Source organism: Marinovum sp., from assembly GCF_048263515.1.
Classification (GTDB): Bacteria; Pseudomonadota; Alphaproteobacteria; order Rhodobacterales; family Rhodobacteraceae; genus Marinovum.
Genome location: NZ_JBLXEC010000005.1, coordinates 148150 through 165603, shown reverse-complemented (window position 1 = coordinate 165603; position 17454 = coordinate 148150). Strand labels below are relative to the sequence as shown.

The following is a 17454-nucleotide window of genomic DNA, read 5'->3' as shown; positions in this document are numbered from 1 at the left end:
CCGCGAAGGCTTTGCGGGTTAGAAGCCCGCGCGGGGATCATGCTGCGAAAACGCAGGGCCATACGGGCCTCTCCCAAAATACGTGCGGGCCAGAGGTGTCCGTAAACAACGGACACACATGACGAAATTTTCTGATCTCGATCTGAACCCCAAAGTTCTCAAGGCCGTGGAAGAAGCCGGCTACGAGACGCCCACGCCGATTCAGGCGGGCGCCATTCCGGCGGCGCTGCAGGGCCGTGATGTTCTGGGCATCGCCCAGACCGGCACCGGCAAGACCGCAAGCTTCACCCTGCCGATGATCCACATGCTGGCACGTGGTCGCGCCCGGGCGCGGATGCCGCGCAGCCTCGTGCTCTGCCCGACGCGCGAACTGGCCGCCCAGGTGGCCGAGAACTTCGACACCTATGCCAAGCACGTGAAGCTGACCAAAGCGCTGCTGATCGGCGGCGTCTCGTTCAAGGAGCAGGACCTGCTGATCGACAAGGGCGTCGACGTTCTGATCGCCACGCCCGGCCGGCTGCTCGACCATTTCGAACGCGGCAAGCTGCTGCTGACCGGCGTGCAGGTCATGGTGGTGGACGAAGCCGACCGCATGCTCGACATGGGCTTCATCCCCGACATCGAGCGCATCTTCTCGCTGACGCCCTTCACCCGTCAGACGCTGTTCTTCTCGGCCACCATGGCGCCCGAGATCGAGCGGATCACCAACACCTTCCTGTCGAACCCCGAGCGTATCGAAGTGGCCCGCCAGGCCACCGCATCGGAAACGATCGAACAGGGCGTGGTGATGTTCAAGGCTTCGCGCCGCGACCGCGAGGGCAGCGAGAAACGCAAGGTCCTGCGCGCGCTGATCGAGGCCGAGGGCGAGAAATGCACCAACGCCATCGTCTTCTGCAACCGCAAGACCGACGTGGATATCACCGCAAAATCGCTGAAGAAATACGGCATGGACGCGGCCCCGATCCACGGTGACCTCGACCAGTCGCAGCGCACCCGGACGCTCGATTCCTTCCGCAACAACGAGCTGCGGATCCTCGTGGCCTCTGACGTCGCCGCCCGCGGCCTCGACGTGCCCTCGGTGAGCCATGTGTTCAACTTCGACGTGCCCAGCCACGCCGAGGATTACGTGCACCGCATCGGCCGCACCGGCCGCGCCGGACGCGACGGCAAGGCGCTGATGATCTGCGTTCCGAAGGACGAAAAGAACTTCGACGCCATCGAGAAGCTCTTGCAGAAAGAGATCCCGCGCGTCGAGAACCCGCTCAAGCCCGAGGAAAAGCCGGCCGCAGCCAAGGCTGAAGAGGCGCCCGCGGCCGAAGCCCCCGAAGCCGCAGCCGAAAGTGCGCCCAAGCCCGCACGCCGCGGCCGCAGCACCCGGTCCGAGCGCAAGGACACCGTGCCCGAGCAACAGGAGCGTCCAGAGCGCGCCGAGCGTCCGGAACGGGCTGAACGTCCGGAACGCCCCGAGCGCACGGAAGGCACCGAGAGCAAGCCGCAGGAGAAATCCTCGCGCAGCCGCGGTGGCCGAGGCCGCTCCGGTGGTGACAGCAACAAGGTGGTGGGCATGGGCGATCACATGCCCCAGTTCATCGCGCTCAGCTTCGACGAGCGCCGCGCCAGCTGACGAAAAAAGGCGGGGGTCCAACCCCCGCCTTCTTCATTTGCGCAGGTCTTGAGCCTCAGACCAGCTTCGCGTCCAGGGTGATCTCGGCGTTCAGCAGCTTGGAGATCGGGCAGCCTTCCTTGGCGGTCTGTGCTGCCTTCATGAAGTCCTCCTCGCTGGCGCCCGGCACCTTGGCCTCGAGCACCAGATGCGACTTGGTCACCGCGAAACCGCCGTCCTTCTGCTCCAGCGACACCGTCGCCTTGGTCGAGATGTCATCGGCGGTTAAGCCGGCCTCGCCCAGGATCATCGACAGCGCCATCGAATAGCAGCTGGCATGCGCCGCGGCGATCAGCTCTTCGGGGTTGCTGCCCTTTTCGCCTTCGAAGCGCTTGTTGAATCCGTAGTTGACCTTGTCGAGCACACCCGACTCGGTCGAGACCGTGCCGCTGCCGTCCTTGAGGCCACCTTTCCAGTTGGCGGAACCGGATTTCTTGATCATGAACATTCTCCGTCTGTCTGAATCTCACGGCACCTTTGGCCGCTCCCCCCACACAATAGTGCGCACAGGAGAACTTGCATCACCCAACCAGATCTATTTTCACCCCCGCCGCCCTGCCGCGATCCAAGGTCTTCTTCTGTTCAAAAATACCCTTGGGGGGAGGCCGCAGGCCGGGGGGCAAAGCCCCCCTCTTAAAGAAAAAGGCGGGCAACGCCCCGCTCAAACGCAAAATGAGGGCAAAGCCCCCCTCACACCCGCCTCACCTCACCATGCCTCCCCATCGACGGGCTACGAGGGCAGCCCGTCGGTGGCGCCACGACCTGCCACCTTGTTCCGCGCCTGTGTCGCTCTGAACAGACGGAAGTCCAACCCGGCGGGCGCAGCCCGCCCCCCGGAACCAGAAATGGGGGGCGAAGCCCCCCATCCCCGTCGACACGCGAAGCGTGGCGAAACCCGTCAGCTCAGCCGGCTGACAATCACCGTGACCTCGGGCTTCTTGCCGATCTCGCCCATGGTGGTGTTGCGGGCAATCCGGCGCATGTCCTCGTCGAGCTTGTCGTCGTCGGTCAGCGTGCGGTCGCCGGCACGGCCGAGGTATTGCGACAGGTCCTCTTCCAGCACGTCGACCAGCGGCGCATCGCTGCGGCCGATCTCGGGCAGTCCCATGACCTCGCACCAGGGGTTGCCCAGCGGCTCGTCGTCCTCGTCGAGGATCACCGTGACGATCACGTGACCGTTCAGCGCCATGCGGATCCGGTCGCGGATGATGCCGTCCATCGCGCCGACCTGAACATTGCCATCCAGATAGACCCGCCCGGTCTCGACAAAGCCCGCCACCTCGGGGCGATTGCCCGAGAGGTTGAGCATGGTGCCGTTGATCGCCAGCGCCGCGGCGCGGCCCTTCTGCTGGGTCAGCTTGACGTGCTCGCGCAGGTGGCGGTGCTCGCCATGCATCGGGATCACCATCTGCGGCTGAACGATGTCCTGCATCCGCTCGAGGTCAGGCCGGTTGGCATGACCCGAGACGTGATAATGCCCGGTGGAATCATCGACGACATCGACGCCCTTCTCCGAGAGCTGGTTCATGATCCGGATCACGCCCTTCTCGTTGCCGGGGATGGTCTTGGAGGAGAACAGGAACAGATCGCCCTCCTTCAGTTCGAGCCCGTTGTACTTGCCCCGCGCCAGCTGCGCGCTGGCGGCGCGGCGTTCGCCCTGGCTGCCGGTGACCAGCAGCATCAGGTTCTCGCGCGGGATCTGGCTTGCCTCTTCCGGCGGCACCACCTTGGGGAAATCGCTCAGCACACCGGTCTCGATGCTGGCCTCGATCATCCGCCGCATCGCCCGACCGAGCAGCACGATCGACCGCCCGGCGCGCTGGCCGGCCTCGGCCAGGGTCTTCACCCGCGCGACGTTCGAGGCAAAGGTGGTGGCGCAGACCAGGCCCGAGGCCCCGGCCACCAGCTTCTCGATCTCGGGGCCGACGGTCACTTCCGACCGGCCGGCATGCTGCGAAAAGACATTGGTCGAGTCGCAGACCAGCGCCTTGACGCCGGGCTTCGACACCTCGGCCCAGAGCGCCGGGTCAAAGGCCTCGCCCACGATCGGCGTCTCGTCGAGCTTGAAGTCACCGGTGTGGATCACCCGGCCATCCGGCGTGTCGATCACCAGCGCCGAGCTTTCCGGAATGGAATGCGAGATCGGCAGGAAGCCCACGGTAAAGGGGCCGGCCTGGGTGGTTTCCGGCCAGGCCGAGACGGTCTTGACCGTGCTCTCGGGCAGGCCCTTCTCGTCCATCTTGCGCCGGGCGATATTGGCGGTGAAGGCGCGGGCATAGACCGGCGCGCCCAGCCGTTCCCAGAACTGGTGGATGGCGCCGACGTGGTCTTCGTGCGCATGGGTGATGAAGATCGCCTCGAGCCGGTCACGCCGCTCGATCAGCCAGGTCATGTCGGGAAAGATCAGGTCGACCCCCGGCGTGCCGTCCATGTCAGGGAAGGTCACCCCCAGGTCGACGAGGATCAGGCGTTCGTTGTCCTCCGGCCCGTAGCCATAGACATAGGCATTCATGCCGATTTCGCCTGCCCCGCCAAGCGGCAGGTAGATGATGCGTTCACTGCTCATGGGAAATCCCGTTTTCCTTGTTGTACGCATGGATCACCGTCAGCCCATGCATCGTCAGATCGTCTTCGATGGTGTCAAATAGCACGTCACCCTGTGCGAACAAGGGCGCAAGCCCGCCGGTGCCGATGATCCGCATCGGACGGGCATATTCCGCGCGGATCCGCTCGGTAATGCCGGTGACAAGGCCGACATAGCCCCAGAACACGCCGGACTGGATACATTGCACGGTATTGGTGCCGATCACCTTCTCTGGCTGGCTGATGTCCACATGCGGCAGCGCCGCCGCTCCCATGTGCAGCGCCTCGAGGCTGAGGTTGACGCCCGGCGCGATCACCCCGCCGACATAGGCGCCATCCTCGGCAACCACGTCAAAGGTGGTTGCGGTGCCGAAATCCACCACGATCAGGTCGCCGCCATGCCGGTCGAAGGCGCCGGCGGAATTGACCAGCCGGTCCGGCCCTACCGCGGTGCCGGCATCGACCCGCGGGGCGATCGGCAACAGGCATTCCGGCTTGCCGACCACCAGCGGCCGGCAGCCGAAGAAACGGTCGGCAAAGACCCGCAGGTTGAAGACAACCCGTGGGACGGTCGACGAGATGATTACATCGGTGATATCGGTGTCGATGCCGTAGTGCTTGATCAGCGTCGAGTACCAGGTGAAATAGGCATCCGCCGTGCGCGCATGATGGGTCGAGGTGCGCAGGGTGCAGACAAAACTGGTGCCGTCCCAGATCGAGAAGACGGTATTGGTATTGCCGCAGTCGATACAGAGCAGCATCAGGGGCTCCCCTTTCAGAAAAACACATCCGCCGCCGCGATGGCGGCGCGGGATTTCGCGGTTTGCAGCACCAGGTTGCCGCTGGCGTCGACATCGGTGAAGGTGCCGGTGGTCTCGGTCTTGCCGGTGCGCGCGGTGATCACCTCGCCCAGCCGCGCCGCCCGCGCCAGCCAGGCCTCGCGGATCGGCGCAAAGCCGTAGGTGACAAAGCTGGCCTCATGCGCCGCAAAGGCCGCGGCCAGCGCCGTCAGGAAATCCTCTGGTGTCACTGCCACGCCGGTCTCCGACAATAGCGACACGGGCCGCAAAGCGCGCTCTTCCACCGCCGCCGCCTCGGGGGCCTGCGCCAGGTTGACGCCGATGCCGATGGCCAGCAGGCCGGGCTTGGGGCTCTCGAGCAGAATGCCCGCCACCTTGCCACCGTTCAGCAGCACGTCATTGGGCCATTTCAGCGCAAAACTCTCGGGCCGTGCGGTCACCGCCACAAAGGCATCGTAAAGCGCGAGCGAGGCCACGAAGGACCGCAGCGCCGCCTGCTGCGGCGCGCCCTCGACCCGCATCGCCAAGGTGGCCGAGAAATTGCCCGCCGGATCAGCCCAAGGCCGCCCGCGCCGGCCGCGCCCGGCGGTCTGCCGCAGGGCCAGGATCCACTCCGGGCCGGTCAGCCCCCCGGCGATCCGCGCCGCCTCGGCATTGGTGCTGTCGACTTCGGCCAGGACCCGGCGACCGTACCCGTCAGGCCAGCGCATCACGTGGTCCTTCTTCTCTTGTCAAATACGCACGTGCCGGAACGGCACCGGGCCGCGCGGGGCTCGATGCCCTGCGCGGCCCGTCCGGCGCCCGGCCGGTCCGATCAGTTGACAAGCGTTGCCGCCGCGGCCTCTGCCACGGTCTCGATGCCGAAGAAATTTACCACGCCAAACAGCATCACCGCCGCCGAGGCCATCAGGAAGCCATAGAGAATGGGCGAGCCGCCCCGGTCCAGCACCTCGTCGCGCTCTTCGCCGAAGTACATGTAGAAGACGATCCGCAGGTAGTAGAAGGCGCCGATCACCGAGGCGATCACACCGGCCACCGCCAGCCAGACAAGGTCGCCCTCGACCGCGGCGCGCAGCACGTAGAGCTTGCCGAAGAACCCGAGGAACGGCGGCACGCCCGCCAGCGAGAACAGCAGGAAGAGCATCGCCAGCGCCTTGCCGGGCTCGCGTTTCGAATAGAGGTGCAGGCTGTCGATCGAGACCACCGGCGCGCCGTCCTTCTCCATCGACATGATGAAGGCGAAGGTGCCGACGTTCATCGTCACGTAGATCGCCATGTAGATCAGCATCGCCTGCACGCCGAACACCGTGCCCGACGCCAGCCCCATCAGCGCATAGCCCATGTGGGCGATCGAGGAATAGGCCATCAGCCGCTTGATGTTCTTCTGGCCGATCGCCGCGATGGCGCCAAGGAACATCGACAGCACCGACAGGAGCGCGATGATCTGCTGCCAGTCGCCGGTGACGCCGCCAAAGGCATCGTGCAGCACGCGGGCAAAGAGCGCCATGGCCGCCACCTTGGGCGCGGTGGCAAAGAAGGCAGTGACCGGCGTCGGCGAGCCTTCGTAGACATCCGGCGTCCACATGTGGAAGGGCACCGCCGAGACCTTGAAGGCCAGACCCGAGATCAGGAACACCAGACCAAACAGCAGACCCAGCGATGTCTCGCCCGAAGCTGCCTGGATCACGCCGGCAAACTGCGTGGTGCCGGCAAAGCCGTAGGTCAGCGAGGCGCCGTAGAGCAAGAGACCCGAAGACAGCGCGCCCAGCACGAAGTACTTGAGCCCGGCCTCGGTCGACTTGATGCTGTCGCGGCGCAGGGCGGCCACGACGTAGAGCGCCAGCGATTGCAGCTCGAGCCCCATGTAAAGCGACATCAGGTCGCCGGCCGAGACCATCATCATCATGCCGACCACCGCGAGGGCAATCAGCAACGGGTATTCGAACTTCAGGATGCCGCGCGCCGCACGGTAGCCCTGGCTCATGATCAGCACCGAAGCGGCCGAGAGCAGGATCATCACCTTGGCAAAGCGGGCAAAGCTGTCGTCGATGAACATGCCGTGGAAGGCCACCACCGTGGTGCCGCCGCTGGTGGCGATATAGAAGGCCAGCGCCGCCATCACCCCGGCGGTGATCCATGTCAGCAGCCCGGCAAGCTGGTCCTTGGTGGTGTAGACCGCCGCCAGAAGTGCCAGCATGGCATAGACCGAAAGCACGATCTCGGGGAGAATGACGCTCAGATCAGCCTGGATCATGTTCCGGCTCCTTAATGCCCGGCAACCTGGACCGCATCACCCGATGCGGCCAGCGCCGTCTGATAGTTGGAAACGAGCGCCTCGACCGAGGGCCCGATGATGTCGGTGACCAGCGCCGGGTAGACGCCCAGCAGGATGGTCATCACCACCAGCGGCGCAAAGATCGCGCGCTCGCGGCCGGTCATGTCGGTGATGGTGCGCAGGCTTTCCTTGATCAGGTCGCCGAACACCACCCGGCGATAGAGCCAGAGCGCATAGGCCGCCGAGAGGATCACGCCAGAGGTGGCGACCGCCGCAACCCAGGTATTGGCCTGGAAAATGCCCATCAGTGTCAGGAATTCGCCGACAAAACCGCTGGTGCCCGGCAGGCCGACATTGGCCATGGTGAAGAGCATGAAGATCAGCGCATAGGCCGGCATCCGGTTCACCAGACCGCCATAGGCGTCGATGTCGCGGGTGTGCATCCGGTCATAGATCACGCCCACGCAAAGGAAGAGCGCGCCCGAGATGAAGCCGTGCGAGATCATCTGGAAGATCGCGCCGTCGATGCCCTGCTGGTTGGCGGCAAAAATGCCGGCTGTGACGTAGCCCATGTGCGCGACCGAAGAATACGCGATCAGCTTCTTCATGTCCTCCTGCACCAGCGCCACCAGCGAGGTGTAGACGATGGCGATGGCCGACATCCAGAGCACCAGCGGCGCCAGAACGTCCGCCCCTACCGGGAACATCGGCAAGCTGAAGCGCAGGAAGCCGTAGCCGCCCATCTTCAAGAGGATCGCCGCCAGCACGACCGAGCCTGCGGTCGGCGCCTGAACGTGCGCGTCGGGCAGCCAGGTGTGCACCGGCCACATCGGCATCTTGACCGCGAAGCTGGCGAAGAACGCCAGGAACATCAGCGTCTGCGCCCCGCCCACCACGTGAATGCCCAGCACCGAGAAGCTCTCGGATCCGAACTCGTGGTTCATCAGCGTCGGAATGTCGGTGGTGCCGGCCTGGGCGAACATCACCACCATCGCCACCAGCATCAGCACCGAGCCGATGAAGGTATAGAGGAAGAACTTGAAGCTGGCGTAAATCCGGTTCTTGCCGCCCCAGATGCCGATGATCAGGAACATCGGGATCAGACCGGCCTCGAAGAACAGGTAGAATAGCACGATGTCCAGCGCCATGAAGACGCCGAGCATCAGCGTCTCCAGTACCAGGAAGGCGATCATGTATTCCTTGACCCGGACGCTGATGTTCCAGCTGGCCGCGATGCAGAGCGGCATGATGAAGGTGGTCAGCAGCACGAACAGAACCGAGATGCCGTCGACGCCCATCTTGTACTTCAGGCCCAGCAGCCACTCGGCCTCTTCCACGAACTGGAAGCCGGTGTCGGCGGGATCGAACTGCGCCAGGATGAAGAGCGAGATCAGGAAGGTCGCCCCGGTCGCGATCAGCGCCAGCCACTTGGCATTGCGGTTGGCCGCGGCATCGTCGCCGCGCAGGAAGACGCCGAGGATCAGCGCGCCGAGGGCCGGGATGAAGGTGACAATGGAAAGCAGGTTATCCATCAGTGCGCTCCTCCGCCGATGGTCATCCAGGTGATCAGAAGCGCGAGGCCGATCACCATGGCAAAGGCGTAGCTGAAGATGTAGCCGGACTGGAACCGCCCGGCGAGACGGGTGAAGAACGGGATCACGCCCATCGAGACGCCGTTGATCGTGCCGTCGATCGTGTTCTCGTCGCCGCGTTTCCACAGGAAGCGGCCCACCGCCTTGGCCGGCTGGACGAAGAGGAAATCATAGGCCTCGTCGAAGTACCACTTGTTGAGCAGGAAGAGGTACAGCGGCCGCTGCTGCTCGGCCAGGCGGGCCGGCAGCGCCGGGTTGACGATGTAGAACCAGAAGGCGGTGCCAAAGCCGATCAGCATGGCGACGAAGGGCGATACCTTGACCCAGACCGGGGCATGGTGCGCCTCGTCCATGACGTGGTTGTCGGGCGACATGTAGATCGCCCCCTTGGGCGCCTCGCCCCGGGCCACCGCATGATCGTCATCGGTGGGCGCGGCATTGTCGGCGCCGCCGGCCTCGACCCCGTGGTCGGTGTCGGTCACGGCATCTTCGGTCAGCGCATCGGCCACACCTTCGCCATCGCCTTCGGCCGCTTCGCGGGCCGCGGCGCCAAGGCCTTCGCCGTGGTCACCGCCCTCTTCGGCGGCATGGGCCTCGGGCTCTTCGCCGTGGCCGGCATCGGCCTCGGCGTGGTGATCGGGAATGCCGAAGAACTTGTTGACCTGGGAGTGATCGCCAAAGAACGAGCCATACCAGATCATCCCCGCCAGCACCGAACCCAGCGCCAGAACGCCCAGCGGCACCAGCATGACGGTCGGGCTCTCATGGGCATGCTCATGGGTGTGCTTGTCACCGCGCTGCTTGCCGTAGAAGGTCAGGAACATCAGCCGCCAGCTGTAAAAGCTGGTGAACAGCGCCGCGACGACCAGCGCCCAGAAGGCAAAGCCGCCCTGCGTGCCGGCCCAGGCGCTCTCGATCACCGCGTCCTTCGACAGGAAACCGGCAAAGCCGATGTGGGTCAGCGGAATGCCGACGCCGGTGATCGCCAGCGTGCCGATCATCATCGCCCAGAAGGTATAGGGGATCTTCTTGCGCAGGTTGCCGTAGTTCCGCATGTCCTGCTCGTGGTGCATCGCGTGGATCACCGAGCCGGCGCCGAGGAACAGCATCGCCTTGAAGAAGGCGTGCGTGAACAGGTGGAACATCGCCACGGAGTAGACGCCGACGCCTGCGGCCACGAACATGTAGCCCAGCTGCGACATGGTCGAATAGGCGATCACACGCTTGATGTCGTTCTGCACCAGACCGATCGTGGCGGCGACAAAGGCCGTCGCGGCGCCGAGGAAGGTGATGAAGGCGGTGGCTTCCGGCGCATATTCCATCAGCGGCGACATGCGGCAGACGAGGAAGACACCGGCGGTGACCATGGTCGCGGCGTGGATCAGCGCCGAGACCGGTGTCGGGCCTTCCATCGCGTCGGGCAGCCAGGTGTGCAGGAAGAGCTGCGCCGATTTGCCCATCGCGCCGATGAACAGCAGAAACGCGATCAGGTTGGCGGCATTCCACTCCGTCCAGAGGAAGGTGAGCTGCGTCGTCGCCATCTCGGGCGCGGCGGCAAAGACGTCGTCGAAACGGATCGAGTCGGTCAGGAAGAACAGGCCGAAAATCCCCAGCGCAAAGCCGAAGTCGCCGACGCGGTTGACGATAAAGGCCTTCATCGCCGCGGCATTGGCCGAGGGTTTGCGATAGTAGAAGCCAATCAGAAGGTAGGACGCGACGCCCACGCCTTCCCAGCCAAAGAACATCTGCACCAGGTTGTCGGAGGTCACCAGCATCAGCATGGCGAAGGTGAAGAACGACAGATAGGCAAAGAAGCGCGGCTTGTAGGTCTCGCCTTCGCGCCACTGCGGATCGTGATCCATGTAGCCGAAGCTGTAGAGGTGGACGAGCGCCGAGACCGTCGTGACCACGATCAACATGATCGAGGTCAGCCGGTCGAGCCGGATCGACCAGTCGGTCGAGAGCGAGCCGCTCTCGATCCAGCGCATGATCTGGATGTGCTGGGTTTCCGCCCCGTGGGTCAGGAAGACGATCCAGGAAAAGGCGCAGGCGGTGAACAGCAGACCGGTCGAGATCCACATGGCGCCACGTTCGCCGATCATTTTCCAGCCGAAGCCGGCGATGATCGCGCCAACGAGCGGGGCAAAGAGGATGATGCTTTCCATGGGCCTACCCCTTCATCACGTTGACGTCTTCCACGGCAATGGTGCCGCGGTTGCGGAAGAAGCAGACGAGGATGGCAAGCCCGATGGCCGCCTCCGCCGCTGCCACGGTCAGGACGAACAGGGTGAAGACCTGCCCCACCAGATCGCCGAGATGGGCGGAAAAGGCGACGAGGTTGATATTCACCGCCAAGAGCATCAGCTCGATCGACATCAGCAGGATGATCACGTTCTTGCGGTTGAGAAAGAGGCCGAAGATGCCGATGACAAACAGCACAGCGGCCACCGTCAGATAATGTTCAAGTCCGATCATGTCGTCCCTCTGGGCTTTGGCCCTGTTCTGGTCTTGCGTCGCCCGGCAGGCCCGGGGTGTCTTTGTCTCGTCGCGGGCCGCGGTCCTTACAGCCCCTGCCCCGGTTTCACGTCCTTCAGCTCCATCGCCTTGGCCGGATCGCGGTACATCTGCGCCAGCACGTTCTGCCGCTTGACGTCCTGGCGGTGGCGCAGGGTCAGAACGATTGCGCCGATCATCGCCACCAGCAGGATCAGGCCCGCCAGCTGGAACAGCAGGAAGTAATGGTCATACAGGATCACGCCCAGGGCATGGGTGTTGTGCACATCGACTGGCGTCACATGGGCGCGCAGACCCTCGGCCGCCTCGGAGGTGTGCCAGGCGCCCACTGCCATGCCGACCTGCATCACCAGGATCACCCCGATCAGCAGCGCCAGCGGCATGTATTGCGCCATCTCGGCCTTGAGCTCGGCGAAATCGACGTCGAGCATCATCACCACGAAGAGGAAGAGCACCGCCACCGCGCCGACGTAGACGATGATCAAGAGCATCGCCACGAATTCCGACCCCAGCAGGACGAACAGCCCCGCCGCAGACAGGAAGGCAAGGATCAGCCAGAGCACCGAATGCACCGGATTGCGGCTGACAACGGTGAACAGCCCGCCGGCCAGGGTGCTGAGCGCGAAGAGGTAAAAGGCGAAGACGGTCATTTTTCGTCATCCTCTTTGTCGTCCATGACATCGCGGGCGAGGTCCATCGCACGGGTCATGGCGGGAAGGCCGGCAAACATCGACATCTGGGCGATGGTCTCGGCGATTTCATCCTTGGTGGCCCCGGCCTCTCGGGCGTGGCGCACGGTCATGCGGAACGGCGTCTCGGCCTGGGCACCCTGCATGGTCAGCCCGGCGAGCGTCAGCAGAAGCCGCGTCTTGGCATCGAGCCCCTCTTTCGAGATGCCGCGGCCAAAGGCCATCTCCATCATCTCCTTGGGCATGGTCGGCCAGAGCGACTCGTAGCCCTTGGGCGAAAAGGTCTCGAGCGCCGGGTTAAAGGCCTTGGCCATCTCCTGCGCCTGCTCCATCATCAGCTCGAACGGGGTTTTTCCAGCGGTCATCTGTAGGGCGCGTCCACGGCGAGATTGGCGGCAATTTCAGCTTCCCAGCGGTCGCCGTTTTCCAGCAGCTTGGCCTTGTCGTAGAACAGCTCTTCGCGGGTCTCGGTGGCGAACTCGAAGTTCGGCCCCTCGACGATGGCATCCACCGGGCAGGCCTCCTGGCAGAAGCCGCAGTAGATGCACTTGGTCATGTCGATGTCGTAGCGCGTGGTGCGGCGGCTGCCGTCCTCGCGCGGTTCGGCGTCGATGGTGATGGCCTGCGCCGGGCAGATCGCCTCGCACAGTTTGCAGGCGATGCAGCGTTCCTCGCCGTTGGGATAGCGCCGCAGCACGTGCTCGCCGCGGAACCGCGGGCTGAGCGGGCCCTTTTCGTGCGGATAGTTCAGCGTCGCCTTGGGAGCAAAGAAGTATTTCAGCCCGAGCTTGAAGCCCTGGAAGAAGTCCTGAAGCAGGAAGTACTTGGCCGCGCGGCCATAGTCGATATCAGCCATCACTCGTCCCCTTTGCCGCTGGTTTTTTCCGGCAGCTTGCCGATGTTTGGCCAGTTGCGCTTGTCGTCTTCGGCCGCGGCCGCCGGTTCCGGCGCCGCGTTCTGCCGGGCCGCCCAGCGAAAGATCGCGGCGGCGATCTCGTTCTGCTGCGGCAACGGGTTGCCGTCGTCGTCATAGTCGGGCAGCCCGCAGTCCTGCACCACGAAATCCGCCAGCGACACCATGTCGATGTATTTCGCGTCGAGAATTGCGTCTTTCAGATCGGTCATCTCAGCCTCCCACGGCCCAGCGGGCATAAGCGCCCCAGAACCAGTCGAACTTCGCCGCGAAGGCCACGAAGACCACCCAGACAAGGCTGAACGGCAGAAAGACCTTCCAGCCAAGGCGCATCAGCTGGTCGTAGCGGTAGCGCGGGGTGATCGCCTTCACCATCGCGAAGATGAAGAAGAAGAAGGCCATCTTCAGCACCATCCAGAAGGCGCCGTCGGGCAGGCCCGGGATCGGCGACAGCCAGCCGCCGAAGAACAGCAGCGAGGTCAGCGCGCACATCAGGAAGATGGCGATGTATTCGCCAGCCATGAACAGAAGGAAAGGCGTCGCGGAATATTCCACCTGGTAACCTGCCACCAGCTCGGATTCGGCCTCTGGCAGGTCGAAGGGCGGGCGGTTGGTTTCAGCCAGGGCCGAGATGAAGAACAGGAAGACCATCGGGAAATGCGGCAGCCAGTACCACGAGAAGAAGCCGAAGCGGCCGTCCTGGGCTGCGACGATCTCGCCGAAGTTCATCGACCCGGACGACAGGATCACGCCGATGATGATCAGACCGATCGAGACCTCGTAGGAGATCATCTGCGCCGCCGAGCGCAGCGATCCGAGGAAGGGATACTTGGAGTTCGACGCCCAGCCGCCCATGATCACGCCGTAGACCTCGAGCGAGGAGACCGCGAAGACGTAGAGGATGGCGACGTTGATTTCCGACAACACCCAGCCGTCGGCAAAGGGGATCACCGCCCAGGCGATCACCGCCAGCACAAAGGACATCAGCGGCGCGAGGAAGAACACCGGCTTGTCGGCGCCGGCGGGCACCACCACTTCCTTGACCACGTATTTCAACGCATCGGCCACCGATTGCAGCAGCCCGAAGACCCCCACCACGTTGGGGCCGCGGCGCATCTGGACAGCGGCCCAGATCTTGCGGTCGCCGTAGACGAGGAACAGCAGCGAGATCATCACGAAGCCCAGCACCGCAAGGCACTGCGCCAGGATCGTGAGACCAATCCCGAGCGGGGTAGTAAAGAATTCAGCCATGGTCCCTCACACAGTCGGAATGCGTCGTTCGCGGCAGTTGGCCACCACAACTTCGGCATCAATCGTCTTCAATCCGTCGGGCAGCGCTGGCGAGATGGTGTAAACCGCATCCCCCCGCCAAAGGCCAGACTCAACTTCGCTTGTCGTCCGCACGTGGCGGGCAAATCCGTAGCCGCGGATCAGCGCATATTGCGCCGCGGCGCATTCGGCGTAATCCGCAACGTCCCGCACATCGCGCGCACCGGTCATCTTCACGTGGAAGTTGACCAGATCGCCTTCGAGCAGGCGGGTCTCGATGCCCCGGTAGTCGGGCTCGAACGGGATATCGCCTGCGCGGTCAGACACCTCGCACCCCGCAAGCGCCATCGCGGGCAGCACTGCTGCCCGGAGCCATATCGGGATATGCCGGATCATTCAGCCGCAATTCGCTTCTCCGTCCGGGCCTTGTGGGCGGCGCTCAGCTCGGCCATCAGGGCGCTGGCGCGGGCAATCGGGTTGGTCAGGTAGAAGTCGCTGACCGCATTGCGGAAATCCGCGTCGCCCAGCGGCTTGTCGCTGTCGAGCGGTTGCCATGTGTTCTCGGCCAGTTCGTCGACCTTGCCCAGATGCTTGTGTGCCTTGACCAGCGCCTGGCGCAGCTGCGCGAGGCTGTCGAAGGGCAGTTTCGCACCCAGTTCGCCCGAGAGCGCCCGCAGGATCGCCCAGTTTTCCTTTGCCTCGCCCGGCGCGAAACCGGCACGCAGCGCCAACTGAGGCCGGCCCTCGGTGTTGACGAAAAGACCGTTTTCCTCGGTATAGGCCGCACCCGGCAGGATCACGTCGGCACGGTGCGCGCCGCGGTCACCATGGCTGCCCTGGTAGATCACGAAGGGGCCTTCGCCGATCTCGATCTCGTCGGCACCGAGGTTGTAGACTACGTCGGCGCCATCTAGCGCCGCGTCCATGCCACCCTCGGTCACCGCGCCAATGTCCATCGCGCCGACGCGGCTGGCCGCACCATGCAGCACCAGGAACTTGCTCTCGGTATGGGCGGCAAAGGCCATCGCCTTGGCCAGCACCGCCTCGCCGTCGGCCTCGCGCAGCGCGCCCTGGCCGATGATGACCAGCGTCTCGCGGCTGAGCGCGTCGGAATTGTCGCCGTCGACCAGCTTCTGCAGGGCCGCGCGGCCGGTGCCGATGTGGAAGTAGTCATAGGTCAGATCGACCGCCTCGCCCACCACGCCGACCTTGGCGCCGCGCGCCCAGGCACCGCGGATGCGGGCGTTGAGCACCGGGGCCTCGACCGCCGGGTTGCAGCCGATCAGCATGATCGCGCCGGCGCTGTCGATATCCTCGATCGCGGCGGTACCGACATAGGCCGAACGGTTGCCCGCCGGCAGCTTGGCGCCATCGGTGCGGCATTCGACGCTGCCGCCCTGCCCTTCGATCAGCTGCTTGAGCGCATAGGCGGCCTCGACCGGTGCGAGATCACCGACCAGGCCCGCGGCCTTCTCGGCCCCTTTCAGGGCCTCTGCGGCCCGGGCCAGGGCTTCGCCCCAGGTCGCCGGACGCAGCTTGCCGTTCTCGCGGATGTAGGGCTTGTCGAGCCGCTGGCGGCGCAGCCCGTCCCAGACGAAGCGGGTCTTGTCGGAAATCCATTCCTCGTTCACCGCGTCATTGTTGCGCGGCAGGATGCGCATCACTTCGCGGCCCTTGGTGTCAACCCGGATGTTGGACCCCAACGCATCCATCACGTCGATGGTCTCGGTCTTGGTCAGCTCCCACGGGCGGGCGGTAAAGGCGTAGGGTTTCGACACCAGCGCGCCCACCGGGCAGAGATCGATGATGTTGCCCTGCAGGTTGCTGTCGAGCGTTTCGCCGAGATAGGCGGTGATCTCGGCATCCTCGCCGCGCCCGGTTTGCCCCATCTGGGTGATGCCCGCGACCTCGGTGGTGAAGCGCACGCAGCGGGTGCAGGAGATGCAGCGGGTCATGTGGGTTTCGACCAGCGGACCCAGATCAAGATCGTCAACGGCGCGCTTGGGCTCGCGGTAGCGCGAGAAATCCACGCCGTAAGCCATCGCCTGATCCTGCAGGTCGCATTCGCCGCCCTGATCGCAGATCGGACAGTCGAGCGGGTGGTTGATGAGCAGGAACTCCATCACCCCTTCGCGGGCCTTCTTGACCATCGGCGAGTTGGTCTTGACCACCGGCGGCTGGCCCTCGGGACCGGGGCGCAGGTCGCGCACCTGCATGGCGCAAGAGGCCGCGGGCTTGGGCGGGCCACCCACCACTTCGACAAGGCACATGCGGCAGTTGCCGGCGATCGACAGACGTTCGTGATAGCAGAAACGCGGCACTTCGATGCCGGCGACCTCGCAGGCCTGGATCAGGGTCATCGCCCCGTCCACTTCCACTTCCTTGCCGTCGATGATGATCTTTTTCAGGTCGCTCATGGCTCTCACTTCACTTTCAGAAAGGCGCCGATCTGGCTGCCCTTCTCGATCTCTTGACGCCCCAGCGCGCAATAGGTCTCGGGCTTGCCGCCAACCACGCCGCGCGCCTTCATGTAGGCCGCCGCCTCGCTCTCGAGGCGCTTGCGCTCGGACTTGCTCTCGACGAAATCCTCGATCTGGGTCTCACTGTAGCCCATTTTCCGCGCCTCCGCCTCGAGCCCCCGAATGAAGGACCAGGCGGTGATCATCCGCGGGCTGATCGAAGGACAGGCAATGCGGATCTGATCGGCGATCATGATCGACCGCAGCCCGTCGTTGATCGGCCCCACCGTCGACAAGGGCGGCAGTGCCAGCGCGGGCCCGGCCAGCGCGAGGGTGATCACAAAAGCAAACCGTTTCATTCCAGACACCGCCCTTTCAACACCACCTTGTCACCGTCCATCGGCAGAACCTCGGTTTCCGGCGATATCTCCCACGCGATGTCGGAGATGCCGAAGTTGAGGATGCAGTAGCGCGTGCCCTGATAGCGCACCGCTTCGCGTGCCCCCGCCATGCTGCGCGAGGCGGGCCCGGCCGAGGCGATAAAATGCCGCCGGTCGGACTTGTCCACCGCCTTGGCCTGGCCGCGAAAGGCCACGCCGTCAAAGGTCACCCGCTCCGACGTGAAGAAGCTTCGCACGCCATCGCAGGCAGCGAGGCCGAGGCAGGCAACAAGCGGGAGGATCAGGCTGCGCATCAG

The 17454-nt window shown here is 64.5% G+C and carries 18 protein-coding genes; 1 reads left to right on the top strand and 17 read right to left on the bottom strand.

Annotation, left to right across the window (positions count from 1 at the left end):
• Nucleotides 1-118 precede the first annotated feature (118 nt).
• Nucleotides 119-1624 (top strand): DEAD/DEAH box helicase, encoded by a 1506-nt coding sequence (locus tag ACN0SE_RS07265; protein WP_417523839.1) that lies wholly within the window; start codon nt 119-121, stop codon nt 1622-1624.
• Between the two features lie 55 nt (nt 1625-1679).
• On the opposite strand, the gene ACN0SE_RS07260 is transcribed toward ACN0SE_RS07265, so the two are convergent.
• The 17 genes from ACN0SE_RS07260 to ACN0SE_RS07180 all read right to left on the bottom strand — a co-directional run bounded on the left by ACN0SE_RS07260 (nt 1680) and on the right by ACN0SE_RS07180 (nt 17451).
• Nucleotides 1680-2105 (bottom strand): OsmC family protein, encoded by a 426-nt coding sequence (locus ACN0SE_RS07260; RefSeq protein ID WP_417523838.1) that lies wholly within the window; start codon nt 2103-2105, stop codon nt 1680-1682.
• 456 nt (nt 2106-2561) lie between these two features.
• Nucleotides 2562-4229: a ribonuclease J gene (locus tag ACN0SE_RS07255; RefSeq protein WP_417523837.1), complete on the bottom strand. Its 1668-nt coding sequence runs from the start codon at nt 4227-4229 to the stop codon at nt 2562-2564.
• Entirely contained in the window at nt 4219-5007 is a 789-nt protein-coding gene (locus ACN0SE_RS07250; protein ID WP_417523836.1) for a type III pantothenate kinase, read from the bottom strand. Before ACN0SE_RS07250 ends, ACN0SE_RS07255 begins: the two co-directional genes overlap by 11 nt.
• A 14-nt stretch (nt 5008-5021) precedes the next feature.
• A complete protein-coding gene (locus ACN0SE_RS07245) occupies nt 5022-5756 on the bottom strand; it encodes a biotin--[acetyl-CoA-carboxylase] ligase (RefSeq protein WP_417523835.1) in 735 nt (244 codons plus the stop codon).
• Between the two features lie 104 nt (nt 5757-5860).
• On the bottom strand, nt 5861-7300 hold the full coding sequence (nuoN, locus tag ACN0SE_RS07240; RefSeq protein ID WP_417523834.1) for an NADH-quinone oxidoreductase subunit NuoN: 1440 nt from the start codon (nt 7298-7300) through the stop codon (nt 5861-5863).
• A gap of 11 nt (nt 7301-7311) precedes the next feature.
• Nucleotides 7312-8853, bottom strand: coding sequence for an NADH-quinone oxidoreductase subunit M (locus ACN0SE_RS07235; RefSeq protein ID WP_417523833.1), 1542 nt, complete (start codon nt 8851-8853; stop codon nt 7312-7314).
• Nucleotides 8853-11078, bottom strand: coding sequence for an NADH-quinone oxidoreductase subunit L (gene nuoL / locus ACN0SE_RS07230; RefSeq protein WP_417523832.1), 2226 nt, complete (start codon nt 11076-11078; stop codon nt 8853-8855). Before nuoL ends, ACN0SE_RS07235 begins: the two co-directional genes overlap by 1 nt.
• Before the next feature lie 4 nt (nt 11079-11082).
• Nucleotides 11083-11388 (bottom strand): NADH-quinone oxidoreductase subunit NuoK, encoded by a 306-nt coding sequence (nuoK, locus tag ACN0SE_RS07225; RefSeq protein ID WP_417523831.1) that lies wholly within the window; start codon nt 11386-11388, stop codon nt 11083-11085.
• An 86-nt stretch (nt 11389-11474) separates the two neighbouring features.
• Entirely contained in the window at nt 11475-12077 is a 603-nt protein-coding gene (locus ACN0SE_RS07220; protein ID WP_417523830.1) for an NADH-quinone oxidoreductase subunit J, read from the bottom strand.
• Nucleotides 12074-12481, bottom strand: coding sequence for a carboxymuconolactone decarboxylase family protein (locus ACN0SE_RS07215; protein WP_417523829.1), 408 nt, complete (start codon nt 12479-12481; stop codon nt 12074-12076). Before ACN0SE_RS07215 ends, ACN0SE_RS07220 begins: the two co-directional genes overlap by 4 nt.
• Entirely contained in the window at nt 12478-12972 is a 495-nt protein-coding gene (gene nuoI / locus ACN0SE_RS07210; RefSeq protein ID WP_417523828.1) for an NADH-quinone oxidoreductase subunit NuoI, read from the bottom strand. The genes ACN0SE_RS07215 and nuoI overlap by 4 nt, the downstream gene beginning before the upstream one ends.
• Nucleotides 12972-13241, bottom strand: coding sequence for a hypothetical protein (locus tag ACN0SE_RS07205; protein ID WP_417523827.1), 270 nt, complete (start codon nt 13239-13241; stop codon nt 12972-12974). Before ACN0SE_RS07205 ends, nuoI begins: the two co-directional genes overlap by 1 nt.
• A 1-nt stretch (nt 13242) precedes the next feature.
• A complete protein-coding gene (nuoH, locus tag ACN0SE_RS07200) occupies nt 13243-14280 on the bottom strand; it encodes an NADH-quinone oxidoreductase subunit NuoH (protein ID WP_417523826.1) in 1038 nt (345 codons plus the stop codon).
• Between the two features lie 6 nt (nt 14281-14286).
• Nucleotides 14287-14694, bottom strand: a complete 408-nt coding sequence (locus tag ACN0SE_RS07195) for a hypothetical protein (protein WP_417523825.1) — start codon at nt 14692-14694, stop codon at nt 14287-14289.
• Complete coding sequence (gene nuoG / locus ACN0SE_RS07190; protein WP_417523824.1) at nt 14691-16715, bottom strand: NADH-quinone oxidoreductase subunit NuoG; 2025 nt, start codon at nt 16713-16715, stop codon at nt 14691-14693. Before nuoG ends, ACN0SE_RS07195 begins: the two co-directional genes overlap by 4 nt.
• Before the next feature lie 5 nt (nt 16716-16720).
• Nucleotides 16721-17116, bottom strand: a complete 396-nt coding sequence (locus tag ACN0SE_RS07185; RefSeq protein WP_417523823.1) for a DUF5333 domain-containing protein — start codon at nt 17114-17116, stop codon at nt 16721-16723.
• On the bottom strand, nt 17113-17451 hold the full coding sequence (locus ACN0SE_RS07180) for a hypothetical protein (protein ID WP_417523822.1): 339 nt from the start codon (nt 17449-17451) through the stop codon (nt 17113-17115). Before ACN0SE_RS07180 ends, ACN0SE_RS07185 begins: the two co-directional genes overlap by 4 nt.
• Between the last annotated feature and the right edge of the window lie 3 nt (nt 17452-17454).

Excerpts from the sequence above, each read along its gene's own strand:
- ACN0SE_RS07265 (WP_417523839.1), top strand. The coding sequence starts at position 119 with ATGACGAAATTTTCTGATCTCGATCTGAACCCCAAAGTTCTCAAGGCC.
- ACN0SE_RS07260 (WP_417523838.1), bottom strand. The coding sequence starts at position 2,105 with ATGATCAAGAAATCCGGTTCCGCCAACTGGAAAGGTGGCCTCAAGGAC.
- ACN0SE_RS07255 (WP_417523837.1), bottom strand. The coding sequence starts at position 4,229 with ATGAGCAGTGAACGCATCATCTACCTGCCGCTTGGCGGGGCAGGCGAA.
- ACN0SE_RS07250 (WP_417523836.1), bottom strand. The coding sequence starts at position 5,007 with ATGCTGCTCTGTATCGACTGCGGCAATACCAATACCGTCTTCTCGATC.
- ACN0SE_RS07245 (WP_417523835.1), bottom strand. The coding sequence starts at position 5,756 with ATGCGCTGGCCTGACGGGTACGGTCGCCGGGTCCTGGCCGAAGTCGAC.
- nuoN (WP_417523834.1), bottom strand. The coding sequence starts at position 7,300 with ATGATCCAGGCTGATCTGAGCGTCATTCTCCCCGAGATCGTGCTTTCG.
- ACN0SE_RS07235 (WP_417523833.1), bottom strand. The coding sequence starts at position 8,853 with ATGGATAACCTGCTTTCCATTGTCACCTTCATCCCGGCCCTCGGCGCG.
- nuoL (WP_417523832.1), bottom strand. The coding sequence starts at position 11,078 with ATGGAAAGCATCATCCTCTTTGCCCCGCTCGTTGGCGCGATCATCGCC.
- nuoK (WP_417523831.1), bottom strand. The coding sequence starts at position 11,388 with ATGATCGGACTTGAACATTATCTGACGGTGGCCGCTGTGCTGTTTGTC.
- ACN0SE_RS07220 (WP_417523830.1), bottom strand. The coding sequence starts at position 12,077 with ATGACCGTCTTCGCCTTTTACCTCTTCGCGCTCAGCACCCTGGCCGGC.
- ACN0SE_RS07215 (WP_417523829.1), bottom strand. The coding sequence starts at position 12,481 with ATGACCGCTGGAAAAACCCCGTTCGAGCTGATGATGGAGCAGGCGCAG.
- nuoI (WP_417523828.1), bottom strand. The coding sequence starts at position 12,972 with ATGGCTGATATCGACTATGGCCGCGCGGCCAAGTACTTCCTGCTTCAG.
- ACN0SE_RS07205 (WP_417523827.1), bottom strand. The coding sequence starts at position 13,241 with ATGACCGATCTGAAAGACGCAATTCTCGACGCGAAATACATCGACATG.
- nuoH (WP_417523826.1), bottom strand. The coding sequence starts at position 14,280 with ATGGCTGAATTCTTTACTACCCCGCTCGGGATTGGTCTCACGATCCTG.
- ACN0SE_RS07195 (WP_417523825.1), bottom strand. The coding sequence starts at position 14,694 with ATGATCCGGCATATCCCGATATGGCTCCGGGCAGCAGTGCTGCCCGCG.
- nuoG (WP_417523824.1), bottom strand. The coding sequence starts at position 16,715 with ATGAGCGACCTGAAAAAGATCATCATCGACGGCAAGGAAGTGGAAGTG.
- ACN0SE_RS07185 (WP_417523823.1), bottom strand. The coding sequence starts at position 17,116 with ATGAAACGGTTTGCTTTTGTGATCACCCTCGCGCTGGCCGGGCCCGCG.
- ACN0SE_RS07180 (WP_417523822.1), bottom strand. The coding sequence starts at position 17,451 with ATGCGCAGCCTGATCCTCCCGCTTGTTGCCTGCCTCGGCCTCGCTGCC.